Genomic DNA, 15,227 nt, shown 5'->3' on the forward strand with positions numbered 1-15,227 from the left:
TCTCGTGATCCGCGGCCGTGCCTGAAAGGAAGACCCATGATCCGTCCGCTCCTTGCCGCGCTGGCCCTGTCCACCGCGATGATCGTCGCCCCCGCCGGCGCGCAGGACGCCGCGACCGTCGTCGCCACCGTGAACGGCGAGGCGATCACGCTGGGACAGATGGTCGCGATGAAGGATTCGCTCGACGAGCAGTCGAAGGCCGGGCTGGACGATGCCGCGCTGTGGAACCTGATGCTGGACCAGATGGTCCGCCAGACCGCCGTGGCGCAGGAAGGCGCGAAGGCCATGACCCCGCGCGACACCGCCGTCCTGGAACTGGAACGCCGCGGCTATCTGTCGACCGCCGCGCTGCAGCGCGTGGCCGAGGCCGAGCCGTCCGAGGCGGATCTGAAGGCCGCCTACGACAAGGCGTTCGGCGCAAGCGTCGCGCCCAAGACCGAATACAACGCGGCCCACATCCTCGTCGCGACCGAGGACGAGGCCAAGGCGATCGTGGCCGAGCTGGAAGGCGGCGCCGACTTCGGCACCGTCGCCGAGGAAAAGTCGTCCGACAACTCGTCGGCGAACAAGGGCGACCTCGGCTGGTTCACCCCCGACATGATGGTCGAGCCGTTCGCCAACGCCGTCGTCGCGCTGGAAAAGGGCCAGGTTTCGGCCCCCGTCCAGTCGCAGTTCGGCTGGCACGTCATCAAGCTGCTGGACGAGCGCACCCAGGCCGCCCCCGCCTTCGACGAGGTCCGCGACCAGCTGGCGACGCAGGTCCGCCGCGACCGCGTGGCGGCCGAGATCGACCGCCTGGCGGGCGCGGCCAAGGTCGAGAAGACCGAGGGGCTGGACCCCGCGCTTCTCGGCTCGACCGACATCACCGGGAACTGAGGCGGGCACGCGATGGCGAAGGACGGGAAGAAAGCCGACAAGAAGGCCGAGAAGGCCGCCCGGAAGGCTGCCGAGAAGGCCGCGAAGGTCGCGGCCGCAGCTGGCGGCAAGAAGGGCGGGTCAGGCAAGAAGGGCAAGTCGGGCGACAAGAACCGGGCGGGCAGCAAGGGCGGCGACGGGACGCCCGCCGCCAAGCAGGTCATCGTCTCGCCGCTCGACCCGGCCGTCTTCCCCGAGCTTCCCGTGATCGACGGGGTCGAGTTCGCCGCCGGCGCCGCCGGGGTGAAGTACCAGGGGCGCACGGACGTGATGCTCGTGCGGCTGGCGCCCGGCACCGCCATCGCGGGCGCGTTCACGAAGTCGTCGACCCGCGCCGCCTCGATCCTCGACTGCCAGGCCAAGCTGAAGGGTATCGCCGACAGCAGCACCGGGGCCGCGATCATCGTGAACTCGGGCAATGCCAATGCCTTCACCGGCGCCCAGGGGCAGAATGCCGTGGACACCGTCACCGCCGCCGTGGCCGAGGCGCTGAAGGTGCCCGCGAAGCGCGTCTTCTCCAGCTCGACCGGCGTGATCGGCGAGCCGCTGCCCGCCGCCCGCATCGCCGGGATCGTGGGCGACCTCGCGAAGGCGCTCGACGACGAGGGCATCGCCGCGGCCGCGCGCGCGATCATGACCACCGACACCTTTCCCAAGGGCGCCTCGGCCGAGATCGAGGGCGACGGCGGCATGATCCGCATCGCCGGCATCGCCAAGGGGTCGGGCATGATCGCGCCCGACATGGCGACGATGCTCGTCTACATCTTCACTGACGCGGCCGTCCCGGCGAACCTTCTGCAGCGGATGCTGTCGAACCAGCTGGACACGACCTTCAACGCGATCACGGTGGACAGCGACACCTCGACCTCGGACGCGCTGATCCTGGCGGCGACGGGGCGCTCGGCCGCGAAGCCCATCACCGACATGCGCGAAAAGCCCGCCCGCGACTTCCAGGCGGCGCTGCACGGCGTGATGCTGGACCTCGCGCAGCAGGTGGTGCGGGACGGCGAGGGCGCGACCAAGTTCGTCGAGGTGCAGGTCACGGGCGCGATGACGCAGGACGACGCGCACAAGGTCGCGATGGCGGTGGCGAACTCGCCGCTGGTCAAGACGGCGATCGCGGGCGAGGACGCGAACTGGGGCCGCGTGGTGGCGGCGGTCGGGAAATCCGGCGCGCAGGCCGAACGCGACAAGCTGTCGATCCGGTTCGGGGACATGGTGCTGGCGGAGAAGGGCTGGCGCTCGCCGTCCTACGACGAAGCCGAGGCAAGCGCCTACATGAAGCAGGATCGGCTGGTGATCGGCGTGGACCTGGGGCTCGGGCGGTTCCGGCGGACGGTGTGGACCTGCGACCTGACGCACCGCTACATCGACATCAACGCCGACTACCGGTCCTGACCCGATGGCGGACGCGCCTTTTCCGCGGCGGCTGCTGCTCGTCGCCGCCGTCGCGCTGATCGACGCCGACGGGCGGGTGCTTCTGGCGCAGCGCCCGGCGGGCAAGCAGCTGGCGGGGCTGTGGGAGTTTCCGGGCGGCAAGGTCGATCCGGGCGAGACGCCCGAGGCCGCGCTGATCCGCGAACTGGACGAGGAGCTGGGGATCGAGACGTGGAACTCGTGCCTCGCCCCCCTGACGTTCGCCAGCCACGCCTATGATGACTTCCACCTGCTGATGCCGCTGTTCGCCTGCCGGCGATGGTCGGGGGTGCCGCAGGGGCGCGAAGGGCAGGCGCTGGCCTGGGTGCCGGCGCGCAGGCTGGCCGAGTACCCCATGCCGCCCGCGGACCTGCCGCTGATCCCGATCCTGCGCGACTGGCTTTGAGCCGGCGTTGGGGGCTGTGCCCCCCGTGCAACATTTGTGCGAAGGCCGCGAGAAAAATTCACAGGAAGGTCGGCCAACCCGCCAGAAAGTAATTTGTTCCTCATCATATCGCGTCATAGTGGTGTCACACGAAGGAGGAGGACCGCCGTGATTCGAACCATAACCGTGGGCAGCTGCATTTCGGTACAGGGCCAGTTTGAAAGCGATCTTGGCGACGGCCGGATCGCCGTGCGGGTCGGCCAGCAGACCTACCTCGGCAAGCCCGTCCAGCGCTGAAGGCGCGCAAGCGCCAGGGCCTGAAAGACATAGTGTGGGGGCCGGACAATTGTCCGGCCTTCATGCGTTTCACAGCGTGCGGCCCCCGGTCGGAGATTCGCCCTGCCCCGCCGCTTGCGGGACGGATCTCGACCGCGAAGCCCTTGTGCAGCCCGCGGCGCGCCCATCCGCGCGGCCCGCGCCTGCTCCGCCCCGCCTCGCCCCGATGCCCGCAAACCAGGCCGCAGCCGTTCTGCCCGCGGCTTCCGCCAGATTGCCTGCCGAGCCCGCTTGACAGAAACCCGTCCCACCGCGGTAAGCTCGGATCCTGCGGCAGACGTTTCAATGGGGAGGGGAACGCTTTGACTTCCAAGTGGATTTCGCGCAGGTGAGCGTCGCGACGCTGGCCTTGAGGAACGGGCGCGTGTGGTGCGGCTACGGGCTTCCCATCGCGCAGGCGGTCGCCATCCACGGCAACCGGATCCTCGCAACCGGCAGCGATGACGAGATCGCGGCCCTGACCGGACCCGACACGAAAGTCGTCGATCTGGGCGGCAGGCTGGCAACGCCGGGGCTGAACGACGCCCACCTGCACCTGATCTCCACCGGGCTGATCCAGGGCTGGGTCGATGCGACCGCCGCCGCGGCGCCGACGCGGGATGCGCTTTACGACGCGCTGCGGAAGCGCGCGGCCGAGACCCCCAAGGGGGCTTGGGTGCTGGGGCGCGGCTTCGACCAGACCCGCTGGCCGGACGGGCAGATGCCCACCGCGGACGAACTGGACGCGGCCCTGCCCGACCACCCGGTCGCGCTGGTGCGGGCCTGCGGGCACATCACCATCGGGAACTCGGCGGCGCTGGCGCTGGCCGGGATCACCGCCGACACGCCCGACCCGGACGGCGGCGTGATCGGGCGCGCGGGCGGGCGCCTGACCGGGCTTCTGGCGGAAAACGCGGCCGACGCGCTGCGCGCCGCCCGCCCCGCGCCGACGCTCGAGGAAATCATCCGGGCGATCGAGGCCGGCGGGCAGCTGCTCGCCCGGTTCGGCATCACCTCGTGCATGGACGCCGCCGTCGGCCAGATCGACGGCATGACCGAAATCCGCGCCTATCACCTGGCAAGCCGTGACGGGCGGCTTCCGGTCCGCGTGTGGGCCACGCTGCTGGGCGATCCCGGATCGTCGATCGTGGAGCCGTGCCACGACGCGGGCCTCGTCACCGGGGTCGGCAACGACATGTTCCGCATCGGCGGGGTGAAGATCTTCACCGACGGATCGGCCGGCGGCCGCACCGCATGGATGACCAGGCCCTACGCCGGGCAGCCCGACAACTACGGCGTTCAGATGCTGCCGGATGACGAGCTGTTCGCGCTGGTCGACCGCTATCACGGCATGGGCTACACGCTCGTCTGCCACGGGATCGGGGACGCGGCGATCGATCAGCTGGTGCGCGCCTACGAACGGGTCCGCGCGGCCGATCCGGACCACGGCTTCCGCCACCGGATCGAGCATTGCGGCTATGTCGACGACGCGCTGAACCGGCGGATGATCGCGGCGGGCATCCTGCCCGCGCCGCAGCAGGTCTTCATCCACGATTTCGGCGACGGCTACGTTGCCGTGCTGGGGCCGGAGCGTGCGCTCAACAGCTATCCGATCGGGACCTGGGACCGGCTGGGGATGAAGCCGTCGACCGGCAGCGATTCCCCGGTGTGTTCCCCCGACCCGTTCCCGAACCTGCACGCGATGCTGACGCGGCAGACGATCAACGGGACCGTGCTGAACCCGGACGAGGCGCTGACCGCCGAGGCGGCGCTGCGCGCCTATACCGAGCACGGCGCCTATTCGACGGGCGACGAGGACGTGAAGGGGCGGCTTCTGCCGGGCATGCTCGCCGACATCGCCGTGTTCTCGCGCGACCTGCTGACCGCCCACCCCGGCGATATCCTCAACGACACGCGCTGCGAGCTGACCGTCCTCGACGGCCGGATCGTCCACGACCTGCTGGAGGGCGCCGCCTGAAGCCGGGGCCGGCCCACGGACCAACGTCAACGGGGACGCAAGGCCCCAACAGGGAGAGTATCGGACATGCTGAACAGACTGAGCCTCGCGGCCGCGCTGACACTGGCCACCGCGCTTGCCTCTGCGACCTCGGCGCTGGCGCAGGCGGACACGCCGCAGCCCGGCGGCAAGCTGGTCTTCGTGGCGCCCTACGGCGGGTCGATCACCTCGCTCGACATCACGGCGACCCCCCACGCCCAGGACGAGATCGTCGCCAAGGCGATGAACGCCTCGCTCTACAGCTGGAACGCGGACACGAACCAGCCCGAGCTCGAGCTGGCCGAGTCAGTCGAGAAGTCGGCGGATGGCAAGACCTACACCTACAAGCTGCGCGACGCGACCTTCCACAACGGCGCGAAGCTGACCGCCGACGACGTGATCTACAGCTACAACCGGCTGGGCGACCCCAAGCGCGCGCTGCCGGGCGCTGAGCAGATCCTGCGCATCGCGGGGGCCGCGGAGTACCAGGCCGGGACGGCGGACTCGATCTCGGGCCTGAAGAAGATCGACGACCGCACGGTCGAGATCACGATGACCGACATCAACGATCCGGGCTGGCAGCTGATGTCGAACTTCGCCCCCATCTACAGCAAGGACTACCCCGAGGATCAGCTGGCGTCGAAGCCGAACGGCCTGGGGCCGTTCAAGCTCGCGAACTACGTCCCCGGCGCCAAGGTCGAGCTGGAGAAGTTCGACGGCTACTACGAAGAGGGCAAGCCCTACCTCGACAGGCTCGACATCATGCTGATGGAGGAAGCGGCGGCCCGCGACGTGGCCTTCCGCAACGGCGAGATCGACGTGAACGTGCTGGGGCCGACGCAGTACGCGGCCTATCGGGCAGAGCCCGCGCTGGCCGAGAATCTGCTGGAGGTGGCCGAGGTCTATACCCGCAACATCGGCTTCAACCCCAAGGTCGAGGCGTTCAAGGACAAGCGCGTCCGGCAGGCGATCAACTACGCGATCGACAAGGACCTGATCGTCACGAAGCTTTTGAAGGACAAGGCCTATCCGGCCGTGTCGTGGCTGCCGGTGTCGTCGCCGGCCTTCGACAAGGACGCCAGGCCCTATCCGTTCGACCCCGAAAAGGCCAAGGCGCTGCTGGCCGAGGCGGGCTATGCCGACAACCTGTCGTTCTCGGTCACGGCGCAGCCCAACGAAAGCTGGGGGATCCCGATCGTCGAGGCGATCATCCCGATGCTGGCCCGCGTGGGGGTCACCGTGACGACCGACCCGGTGGACGGCTCTGTCTTCAGCGACAAGCTGCTGGCGGACGACTTCCAGGCCTACATCTGGTCGAACTCCTCGGGGCCCGACCCGCTGCACTACCTGCGCTGCTTCCATTCCAAGACGCCGCAGAGCGCCTGCAACTACGTCAAGTTCTCGAACCCCGAGTTCGACGCCCTGCTGGATCAGGCCGGGGCCGAGCCCGACCACGACAAGCAGACCGCGCTGCTGAAGCAGGCCAACAACATGCTGCAGGACGAAGCACCGGTCTGGTTCTTCAACTACAACAAGGCGGTGATGGGCGTGCAGCCGTGGGTGCACGGGCTCAAGCCGAACTCGGTCGAGCTGGCGATCCAGGACTACCAGGACGTCTGGATCGACGACACCGCGCCCGCGTCGCGCCGGCAGTGAGGGGCCGGCCCACCCTGCCGATGTCGGGGGCCGCTTGCCGGCCCCCTTCTGCCGATCGGCGCGCCCCGGCCCGGCACGCCGGGGGGAGTGACGGGCGATGATGGGGTTCGTCCTGCGCCGGGTACTGCAGATGATCCCGACGATCCTCGCGGTCGTGCTGATCATCTTCTTCATCTTCAGCGTCGTGCCCGGCAGCTTCCTCACCAGCCTGATGGCCGAGGGCCGCAACATGACGAACGCGGACGTGCTGGCGCAGATGAACGCGCAGTTCGGCCTGGACGACCCGATCCCGGTCCGGCTGTGGAACTATGTTTCGGGCCTGCTGCAGTTCGACCTCGGGATCTCGTACCGCACGCGCGAGCCGGTGACGTCGGTGCTTGGTCCCCGGCTCTGGCCCTCGGTCCAGCTGGCGATCGCCGCGATGACCTTTGCGGCCGCGGTGGGCATCCCGCTGGGCTTCATGGCCGCGCTGCGGCCGGGAAGCCTGTTCGACAGCCTGACGATGGTGACGGCCGTGTCCGGCCTGTCGGTGCCGGAGTTCTGGCTGGGCCTGCTTCTGATGTATGTCTTCGCGCTGCAGCTGGGCTGGCTGCCGAGCTTCGGCTACCAGGAAAACAGCCTGCGCCACCTGGTCCTGCCCGCCATCGCGCTGGGGGTGTCGCCGATGGCGCTGCTGGCGCGGACGACGCGGGCGGGCGTCCTCGACGTGATGAACGCCGACTTCGTCCGCACCGCGCGGGCCAAGGGCGTGAGCGAGCCGCGCCTCGTCCGCGCCCACATCACCCGCAACGTCCTCGTGCTGGTGCTGACGACGATGGGGCTGCAGATCGGGTCGCTGATGGGGCAGGCCATCGTGATCGAGAAGCTATTCTCGTGGCCCGGCATCGGGTCGCTGCTGGTCGATAGCGTGTCGGTCCGCGACATCCCGGTGGTGCAGGGCGCGGTGCTGGTGATCGTGCTGTGGTTCCTCGTGATCAACATGCTGGTGGACATCGCCTATGCGCTGATCGATCCGCGCATCAAGGTGGCCTGACGCATGCGCTTCAACTTCGTGTTCGGCCTTTTCCTGGTGTCCGTCGTGGTCCTCGCCGCACTGCTCGCCGGGCTGCTGGCGCCGTTCCATCCGATCATGGACGCGGACCTGATGTCGTCCGAGCTGCCCCCCGGCGCCCCGCACTGGATGGGCACCGACGCGCAGGGGCGCGACGTGCTATCGCGCATCCTCTACGGCGCGCGGGTGTCGCTGATGGTGGGGGTCGTGTCGCAGATCATCAATTCCACCATCGGCGCGGCGCTGGGGATCTCGGCGGGGTATTTCGGCGGCGTCTGGGACGATTTCGTCAACGGGCTGACGAACGTGATGCTGGCGATCCCGTCCCTGGTGTTCGCGCTGGCGATCATGGCGGTGCTGGGGCCGGGGCTGCCGAGCCTGCTGATCGCGCTTGGCCTCACCAACTGGTCCTGGACCTGCCGGATCGCCCGCGGGTCCACCCTGTCGCTGAAGTCGCAGAGCTTCGTGCTGGCGGCAAAGGCCGCGGGCTTCAGCGACTGGAACATCATGCGCACGCAGATCCTGCCCAACATCGTAGGGCCCCTGCTGGTCATCGGCACGCTGGGGATCGGCAGCGCCGTGCTGGCCGAGGCGGCGCTGTCGTTCCTGGGCATCGGCATCCGCCCGCCGACGCCCAGCTGGGGCAACATGCTGACCGACGCGCGCGAATTGCTGCGGACCGCGCCCTGGGCCGCGATCTTTCCCGGCCTTGCCATCTTCGTGACGGTGCTGGGCTTCAACCTGCTGGGGGACGGCCTGCGCGACATGCTGGACCCGCACATGCGGACCCGCCGGGAATGAGGGGGCGGCGATGAAGGCAGCGACAAGGACGAAGGACGGGCACATGCCCAACCCCGACCCGCTTCTGTCGGTGCGCGACCTGCGGGTGCAGGTCGGCCGGCGCGGGCCGCAGATCCTGCACGGCATCAACCTCGACATCCTGCCGGGCGAGACGTACGGCCTCGTCGGGGAATCCGGCAGCGGGAAAAGCGTCACTGGCCTGTCGATCATGGGGCTTCTGAAGCGGCCCCTGAACGTCAGCGCAGGCTCAATCCACTACCAGGACCAGAACCTGCTGAAGCTCGCGCCACGCGCGCGCAGGCGGCTGCGCGGCGACCGGATCGCGATGATCTTCCAGGAACCGATGACGGCGCTGAACCCGGTCGCGTCCATCGGCACCCAGATCGCCGAGATGTTCGTGATCCACCGCGGCCTGGACTGGCCCGCGGCCCGCAGGCGCGCGGTCGAGGCGCTGGACAGCGTGCAGGTCCCCTCGCCCGAGGAACGGGCCCGCGCCTATCCGCACCAGCTGTCGGGCGGCATGCGCCAGCGGGTGATGATCGCGATCGCGCTGGCCTGCCGCCCGGACCTCCTGATCGCGGACGAGCCGACGACGGCGCTCGACGTGACCGTGCAGGCGGGGGTCCTGAAGCTCATCGACGAACTGTGCCGGGCCGAGGGGACGGCGGTGCTGCTGGTCAGCCACGACCTTGGCGTGATCGCCAACATGTGCCAGCGCGTGGGCGTCATGGATCGCGGCCGGCTGATCGAGGAACAGGACACCGTCGCGCTGTTCTCGAACCCGCTCCACCCCTATACGCGCGGGCTGCTGGCGGCGCGCCCGCGCCTTGGCTCGCGGGTCGAGGGCGGGCGCAAGCGCCTGACCGAACTGGAGGAGATCGTGCCGCCGAACGCCCGCGGCCACGACGCGCCGACGCTGGTCACCCCCCGCGGCGTCAGGGCCGCGCGGGCGGAGGCGACGGCATGACCGGACCCGCCCCGCTGCTGGAGATCCGCGACCTGTCGGTCCACTTCGCCCGGCCCCGTCCGACGATCTTCCACCCGGCCGAGATGCTGCGCGCCGTCGACCATGTCGACCTGACGCTGCACGAGGGCGAGTGCCTCAGCATCGTGGGCGAATCCGGCTGCGGCAAGTCCACCACCGCGCTGGCGGTGATGGGGCTGCAGGAACCGACCGCCGGCACCGTCCTTTACCGCGGCAAGCCCCTGAACGGCCCCGGCGCGCCCGGCCGGAAGGAACGCGCGCGGATCGCGCAGATGGTGTTCCAGGACCCCTTCGCCTCGCTCAACCCGCGCATCAGCATCGGCCGGATGCTCCTGGCGCAGCTGTCGCTACACGGCATCGCCTCGGGGTCCGAGGCGCGCGACCGCGTCGCCGAGATGCTGACCCGCGTCGGCCTGTCGCCCGACCACGCCCGGCGCTTCCCGCACGAGTTTTCCGGCGGCCAGCGCCAGCGCATCGGGATCGCCCGCGCGCTGATGCTCGACCCGCGCATCCTCGTCCTTGACGAGCCGCTGTCGGCGCTCGACGTGTCGATCCAGGCGCAGATCATCAACCTGCTGATGGAACTGCAGGAACGGCTGAAGCTGTCCTACATCATGATCTCGCACGACCTCAGCGTGGTGGAACACGTGAGCGACCGCGTGGCCGTCATGTATTTCGGCCGCGTGGTCGAGGAAGGCGGCTGGAAGCAGGTCTTCACGACCCCGACCCACCCCTATACCCGCCGCCTGATCGACAGCGTGCCCGACATGGACGCGGTGCTGGCCCAGCGGCGCGAGCTGCCCCCGCCCGCGCCGGTCCCGGACGGGGCGCGCTTCTCGCCCGACATCTCGGCCCGGCCCGACCCGCGCACGATGCCGGAGCCGAGCCACCTCGCCACGATCGGCCCGGACCACCGGGTGCGGCTTGCGGGAAAGGCGCCGTGACCTTCACCGTCCTCACCGCCGAGTTCATGCACGAAAGCAACACCTTCTCGCGCCTGCCCACGGCCCTGGGGATGTTCCGCGCCGACACCCTGCTGATGGGCGACGAGGCGATCGCGGTGCGGCGGGAAGCGAACACCGAGCTTGCCGGCTTCCTGGACGTGGGCCGCGCGCGCGGCTGGTCGGTGATCCACGCGGTATCCGCCCACGCGACGCCCGGCGGTCGTGTGACGAAGGACGCCTATGACCACATCGCCGGCGCGATCCTGGCAGCGGCGCGGAACAACCGCGACCGGCTGGACGGGATCGCGCTGGGTCTGCACGGCGCGATGGTGCCGGATTTCACCGACGACGGCGAAGGCTGGCTGCTCGCCCGCCTGCGCGAGATCGTCGGCCCCGATCTGCCCATCGCGGTGACGCTGGACCTGCACGCGATGGTGTCGGCGGACATGGTGCGCGACGCGCAGATCCTCGTGTCCTATCGCACCTATCCGCACATCGACATGCGCGAGACCGGCGCCAAGGCGGCAGCGCTGCTGCACCGGACGATGGCGGGAAAGATCGCGCCCCGCACCTTGCGCGCCCATGTCCCGATGCTGGACGAAGCGAACGCGGGCCGTACCGACATCCCCGCGACACGCGCGCTGTATGACCGCGCCGCCGCGGCAGAGACGGGCGGCGTGCTGGCGGTGTCGGTCAATGCGGGCTTCACCGGCGCCGACGTCGCCTGTGTCGGGCCGACGGTTCTGGCGGTCCACGACAGGAACGACCCCTCCGCCGAGGCAAGGGCGCGCGAGGTGGCGCGCGATCTTGCGGCGCGGATCTGGGACGGGCGGCGCGCGGGCGGCAACGTGTTCCTGGACGTGGAACAGGCGGTCGCCGAGGCGGTCGCGTGGAACGGGGACGGCCCGCTGGTGATCGCCGACTACGCCGACAATCCCGGCGCGGGCGCCTATGGCGATGCCACCGCGCTGCTGGAAGGGCTGCTGGACGCGGGCGTCGATGGCGCGGTGTTCGCCCCCATGGTCGACGCGCAGGCGGCGGCGGAGCTGCACCGGCACGCCGAAGGCGACAGCGTGACGATCGACCTGGGCGGGAAGAACGATCCCGCCTTCGGCGGCGGGCCGCTGCGGCTGACGGGGGTGATCGAGCGTCTCTCCGATGGGGCCTACATCGGCGACGGCCCGATCCAGGGCGGTCTGCCGCACAGCTTCGGGCCGACCGCCGTCCTGCGGGTGGACGGCGTGCGGGTGCTGGTCGTGACCGAGACGATGCAGATGGTCGATCTTCAGCAGCTGCGCGCCTTCGGGATCGAGCCGGCGCAAGCGCGCGTGCTGGTCCTGAAGTCCATGCAGCATTTCCGCGCGGCGTATCAGCCGATCGCCAGTCGCGTGATCGTCTGCGACGCGGGCGGTCTTGCGACCCCGCAGGCAAGCCGCCGTTCCTATGTCCGCGCCCCGCGCCCGCTGTGGCCGCTGGACCGGGACTTCGACTTCACCGCGGCGACCGACCCCTGAGCCGGCATGAAAAAAGGGCCGCAACCGCGGCCCCTTTCGCTGTCTGGCGTGCGGGATCAGAGCTTCCGCTCGACCTCCTCGCGTTCGAAGATCTCGATGATGTCGCCCTTGCGGATGTCGTCGTAGTTCTCGAACGCCATGCCGCATTCCTGGCCGGACTGGACTTCCTTGACCTCGTCCTTGAAGCGCTTGAGCGTCTTCAGCGTGCCCTCGTGGATCACGACGTTGTCGCGCAGCAGGCGCACGCCCGCCGAACGGCGCGCCACGCCTTCGGTCACGAGACAGCCGGCGACGTTGCCGACGCCCGAGACGCGGAACACTTCGCGGATCTCGGCATAGCCGATGAAGTTCTCGCGCACCTCGGCCTTGAGCATCCCCGACGCCGCCGCCTTGATGTCGTCCACCAGGTCGTAGATGATCGAGTAGTAGCGGATCTCGACCCCCTTCTGGTTGGCGGAGTTGCGGGCCGGGGCGTTGGCGCGGACGTTGAAGCCGATGACCGGCGCGTTCGACGCCTCGGCCAGGCCCACGTCGCTCTCGGTGATCGCGCCGACGCCCGAGTGCAGCACGCGGACGCGCACCTCCTCGTTGCCGACCTTTTCCAGCGCCTGCACGATGGCCTCGGCCGAGCCCTGCACGTCGGCCTTCACGACCACGCCCAGTTCGGCCACGTTCAGGTCCGCCTTAGCCTTGGCCATCAGCTGTTCCAGCGTGGTCGCGGCACCGGCGGCGGCGCGCTTGTCCTTGGCGGCCGAGATCCGGTAGTCCGCGATCTCGCGGGCCTGCGCCTCGGTTTCCACGACGTTCAGCACGTCACCGGCCTCGGGCGTGCCGTTCAGGCCCAGCACCTCGACCGGGGCCGAGGGGCCGGCGGTCGGGACGCGCTCGCCCTTGTCGTTGATGAGCGCGCGGACCTTGCCCCACTGCTCGCCCACGACGAAGATGTCGCCCTGCTTCAGCGTCCCGTTCTGGACCAGGACCGTCGCGACCGGGCCGCGGCCGACGTCGAGCTTGGCCTCGATCACCGCGCCCATGGCGGCGCGATCGGGGTTGGCGCGCAGTTCCAGGATCTCGGCCTGCAGCGCGATCGCTTCCAGCAGTTCGTCCAGGCCCTGCCCGGTATGGGCCGACACCTCGACGTCCTGCACGTCGCCCGACATCTCCTCGACCACGACCTCGTGCTGCAGCAGGTCCGTGCGGACCTTCTGCGGGTTGGCCGAGGGCTTGTCGATCTTGTTGATCGCGACGATCATCGGGACGTTCGCGGCCTTGGCGTGGTTGATCGCCTCGACCGTCTGCGGCATCACCGCGTCGTCGGCGGCCACGACCAGGACGACGATGTCGGTCACGTTCGCGCCGCGCGCGCGCATCGAGGTGAAGGCCGCGTGGCCCGGCGTGTCGAGGAAGGTGAGCGTCGATCCCGAATCCGTCGCCACCTGGTAGGCGCCGATGTGCTGGGTGATCCCGCCCGCCTCGCCCGACACGACGTTCGCCTGCCGGATCTTGTCCAGAAGCGAGGTCTTGCCGTGGTCGACATGGCCCATGATCGTGACGATCGGGGCGCGCGGCTGCAGGTCGCCCGGCGCGTCGTCCTGGGTGTGCAGCGCCTGTTCGACGTCGGCGTCGCTGACGCGCACGGTCTTGTGGCCGAATTCCTCGATCACGAGTTCCGCGGTGTCCGCGTCGATGGTCTGGTTGGCCGTGACCATCATGCCCATCTTCATCAGCGACTTGATCACGTCGGCCACGCGCTCGGCCATCCGGTTCGCAAGCTCGCTGACCACGATCGTCTCGGGCAGCTGCACGTCGCGCACCTGCTTTTCGGCGCGCATCGACTGGCCCATCGCCTTGGCGCGGGCCTTTTCCTGCTTGCGCTTCATCGCGGCGAGCGACCGGGTGCGGCCCCCCTCGCCGCCGGCCAGCGCCTGCGTGAGCGACAGGCGGCCGGTGCGGCGGTTGTCGTCGGCCTTGGCCTTGGCCTTGGCGTCGCTGTCGCCACCCGCGTCGCGGCGGTCGCGATCGGTCTTGCGCGGCGCGGCCAAGGCCACGCCCTTGGTTTCCGCGCGCGAGGCGGCAGCCTCGGCCGCGGCACGGTCGGCGGGCGCGTCGGTGGCGGGCTTGGCCGTCACCTCGGCCTTCTTCTGGGCGCGCAGGCGGGCTTCCTCGGCCTTGCGGGCCTCTTCCTCTTCCTTGGCGCGCAGCGCCTCGACGCGCTCGCGCTCCTCGCGCTCCTTCGCCTCGATCTCGGCGCGGCGGCGTTCGCGTTCCTCTTCGCGGGCACGCTCCTCGGCGGCGCGGGCGGCGGCTTCGCCGGCCTCGCGGGCCTTGGCCGCGGCAAGCGCCTTGAGCCGGCGCTCCATCTCCGCCTCGGAGATCCCGGCCGGGCGCTTCGAGGGGTCGGAGGCCACGGCGGCGGGAGAGTTCGGACGCGGTGCCGCGCCCCCCGCGGCAGCTGCAGCGGACGGCTTGGGCACGACGACCCGCTTGCGCTTGGTCTCGACCACCACGTTGTGGGTGCGGCCGTGGCTGAAGCTCTGCTTCACCTGGCCCGGGCGCCCACCGCCAAGACCGCCACCAACACCCAGGGGTTTCTTTCCGTCTTTATCGCTCATCCGTTCTCGAATCCTTCCCGGCAACCGAATTGCCGTCATGCCCGCGCAGACCGTTCAGTCGTGCGGCGTCCCGTATCACCTTTTCGGTCAGGCCCCCCGGCGCAAGCGCGCTGTGTATGACATGCGCGCGGCCGAAAGCCAAACCCAATTCTGAAGCGGTGAGGCAGCCGAACCAGCGCCCGCCGGTCGGCGTCCACAGCTTGCCCTTGCCCCGGTCGGAGCCGTCGCTTGCCTGGAACAGCACCTTCGCCCGCCCGCCGGCGAGCCATTCCTTGACCTTCTCGAAGCCCGCCACGGCATTGCCCGACTTGCGCGTGAGCGAGATCAGCTCGACCACCCGCCGCGCAAGCGCGGCCTCGATCCCCGCGACCAGATCGGCCGGAGCAGTAACATGGGCCTTCGCCCCGCGCGAAAAAAGACCCTTGGCGGCAGCTTTGTGCAGCGCCGCCGGGTCGGCGGTGACCCAGAAGCCCCGGCCCGGCAGCTTTTCCGCGAGGTCCGGCACCACCATCCCGTCGGGGCCGGCGACGAAGCGGATGAGCTCCGCCTTCGGCTGCACCTCGCCGGTGACGAGGCACCGCCGTTCGGCGATCTCGCGGTCCTTGTCGCGACCCCCGCGTGTCAAGAGCGGTCCGGG

Annotated in this window: 13 protein-coding genes; 11 read left to right on the plus strand and 2 right to left on the minus strand. The window is 69.8% G+C overall.

Annotated features, from left to right (window positions below; genetic code table 11):
* Positions 1-36: 36 nt before the first annotated feature.
* From ELI80_RS04620 to ELI80_RS04665, 11 genes are all read left to right on the plus strand, one after another.
* Positions 37-876: a peptidylprolyl isomerase gene (locus ELI80_RS04620; RefSeq protein WP_136649858.1), complete on the plus strand. Its 840-nt coding sequence runs from the start codon at positions 37-39 to the stop codon at positions 874-876.
* Positions 877-888: 12 nt separating this feature from the next.
* Positions 889-2,313, plus strand: a complete 1,425-nt coding sequence (gene argJ, locus ELI80_RS04625; protein ID WP_236641325.1) for a bifunctional glutamate N-acetyltransferase/amino-acid acetyltransferase ArgJ — start codon at positions 889-891, stop codon at positions 2,311-2,313.
* A 4-nt stretch (positions 2,314-2,317) separates the two neighbouring features.
* Entirely contained in the window at positions 2,318-2,737 is a 420-nt protein-coding gene (gene mutT / locus ELI80_RS04630; RefSeq protein WP_136649859.1) for an 8-oxo-dGTP diphosphatase MutT, read from the plus strand.
* Between the two features lie 147 nt (positions 2,738-2,884).
* A complete protein-coding gene (locus tag ELI80_RS16510; RefSeq protein ID WP_268939838.1) occupies positions 2,885-3,013 on the plus strand; it encodes a hypothetical protein in 129 nt (42 codons plus the stop codon).
* Between the two features lie 367 nt (positions 3,014-3,380).
* Positions 3,381-5,009 carry an amidohydrolase gene (locus ELI80_RS04635; RefSeq protein WP_136649860.1) on the plus strand — a complete coding sequence of 543 codons (1,629 nt, stop codon included), beginning with the start codon at positions 3,381-3,383 and terminating at the stop codon, positions 5,007-5,009.
* A gap of 66 nt (positions 5,010-5,075) precedes the next feature.
* Positions 5,076-6,683, plus strand: a complete 1,608-nt coding sequence (locus tag ELI80_RS04640; RefSeq protein ID WP_136649861.1) for an ABC transporter substrate-binding protein — start codon at positions 5,076-5,078, stop codon at positions 6,681-6,683.
* Between the two features lie 97 nt (positions 6,684-6,780).
* Positions 6,781-7,716, plus strand: a complete 936-nt coding sequence (locus ELI80_RS04645; RefSeq protein WP_136649862.1) for an ABC transporter permease — start codon at positions 6,781-6,783, stop codon at positions 7,714-7,716.
* Between the two features lie 3 nt (positions 7,717-7,719).
* Positions 7,720-8,535 (plus strand): ABC transporter permease, encoded by an 816-nt coding sequence (locus ELI80_RS04650; protein WP_136649863.1) that lies wholly within the window; start codon positions 7,720-7,722, stop codon positions 8,533-8,535.
* Between the two features lie 43 nt (positions 8,536-8,578).
* Positions 8,579-9,502, plus strand: coding sequence for an ABC transporter ATP-binding protein (locus ELI80_RS04655; RefSeq protein WP_136649864.1), 924 nt, complete (start codon positions 8,579-8,581; stop codon positions 9,500-9,502).
* The gene (locus ELI80_RS04660; protein ID WP_136649865.1) at positions 9,499-10,464 is read left to right on the plus strand and encodes an ATP-binding cassette domain-containing protein; all 966 of its coding nucleotides are present in this window, start codon (positions 9,499-9,501) and stop codon (positions 10,462-10,464) included. Before ELI80_RS04655 ends, ELI80_RS04660 begins: the two co-directional genes overlap by 4 nt.
* The gene (locus tag ELI80_RS04665) at positions 10,461-11,978 is read left to right on the plus strand and encodes a M81 family metallopeptidase (protein ID WP_136649866.1); all 1,518 of its coding nucleotides are present in this window, start codon (positions 10,461-10,463) and stop codon (positions 11,976-11,978) included. Before ELI80_RS04660 ends, ELI80_RS04665 begins: the two co-directional genes overlap by 4 nt.
* Before the next feature lie 56 nt (positions 11,979-12,034).
* On the opposite strand, the gene infB is transcribed toward ELI80_RS04665, so the two are convergent.
* Positions 12,035-14,590, minus strand: coding sequence for a translation initiation factor IF-2 (infB, locus tag ELI80_RS04670; protein WP_136649867.1), 2,556 nt, complete (start codon positions 14,588-14,590; stop codon positions 12,035-12,037).
* The gene (locus tag ELI80_RS04675; RefSeq protein WP_136649868.1) at positions 14,580-15,215 is read right to left on the minus strand and encodes an RNA-binding protein; all 636 of its coding nucleotides are present in this window, start codon (positions 15,213-15,215) and stop codon (positions 14,580-14,582) included. Before ELI80_RS04675 ends, infB begins: the two co-directional genes overlap by 11 nt.
* Positions 15,216-15,227: the final 12 nt, after the last annotated feature.

The organism is Paracoccus aeridis (assembly GCF_004923205.2).
GTDB classification, from domain to species: domain Bacteria; phylum Pseudomonadota; class Alphaproteobacteria; order Rhodobacterales; family Rhodobacteraceae; genus Paracoccus; species Paracoccus aeridis.

Bases quoted from the DNA above. Each gene is read 5' to 3' on its own strand.
- ELI80_RS04620 (WP_136649858.1), top strand. From the start codon at position 37: ATGATCCGTCCGCTCCTTGCCGCGCTGGCCCTGTCCACCGCGATGATC.
- argJ (WP_236641325.1), top strand. From the start codon at position 889: ATGGCGAAGGACGGGAAGAAAGCCGACAAGAAGGCCGAGAAGGCCGCC.
- mutT (WP_136649859.1), top strand. From the start codon at position 2,318: ATGGCGGACGCGCCTTTTCCGCGGCGGCTGCTGCTCGTCGCCGCCGTC.
- ELI80_RS04640 (WP_136649861.1), top strand. From the start codon at position 5,076: ATGCTGAACAGACTGAGCCTCGCGGCCGCGCTGACACTGGCCACCGCG.
- ELI80_RS04645 (WP_136649862.1), top strand. From the start codon at position 6,781: ATGATGGGGTTCGTCCTGCGCCGGGTACTGCAGATGATCCCGACGATC.
- ELI80_RS04650 (WP_136649863.1), top strand. From the start codon at position 7,720: ATGCGCTTCAACTTCGTGTTCGGCCTTTTCCTGGTGTCCGTCGTGGTC.
- ELI80_RS04655 (WP_136649864.1), top strand. From the start codon at position 8,579: ATGCCCAACCCCGACCCGCTTCTGTCGGTGCGCGACCTGCGGGTGCAG.
- ELI80_RS04660 (WP_136649865.1), top strand. From the start codon at position 9,499: ATGACCGGACCCGCCCCGCTGCTGGAGATCCGCGACCTGTCGGTCCAC.
- infB (WP_136649867.1), bottom strand. From the start codon at position 14,590: ATGAGCGATAAAGACGGAAAGAAACCCCTGGGTGTTGGTGGCGGTCTT.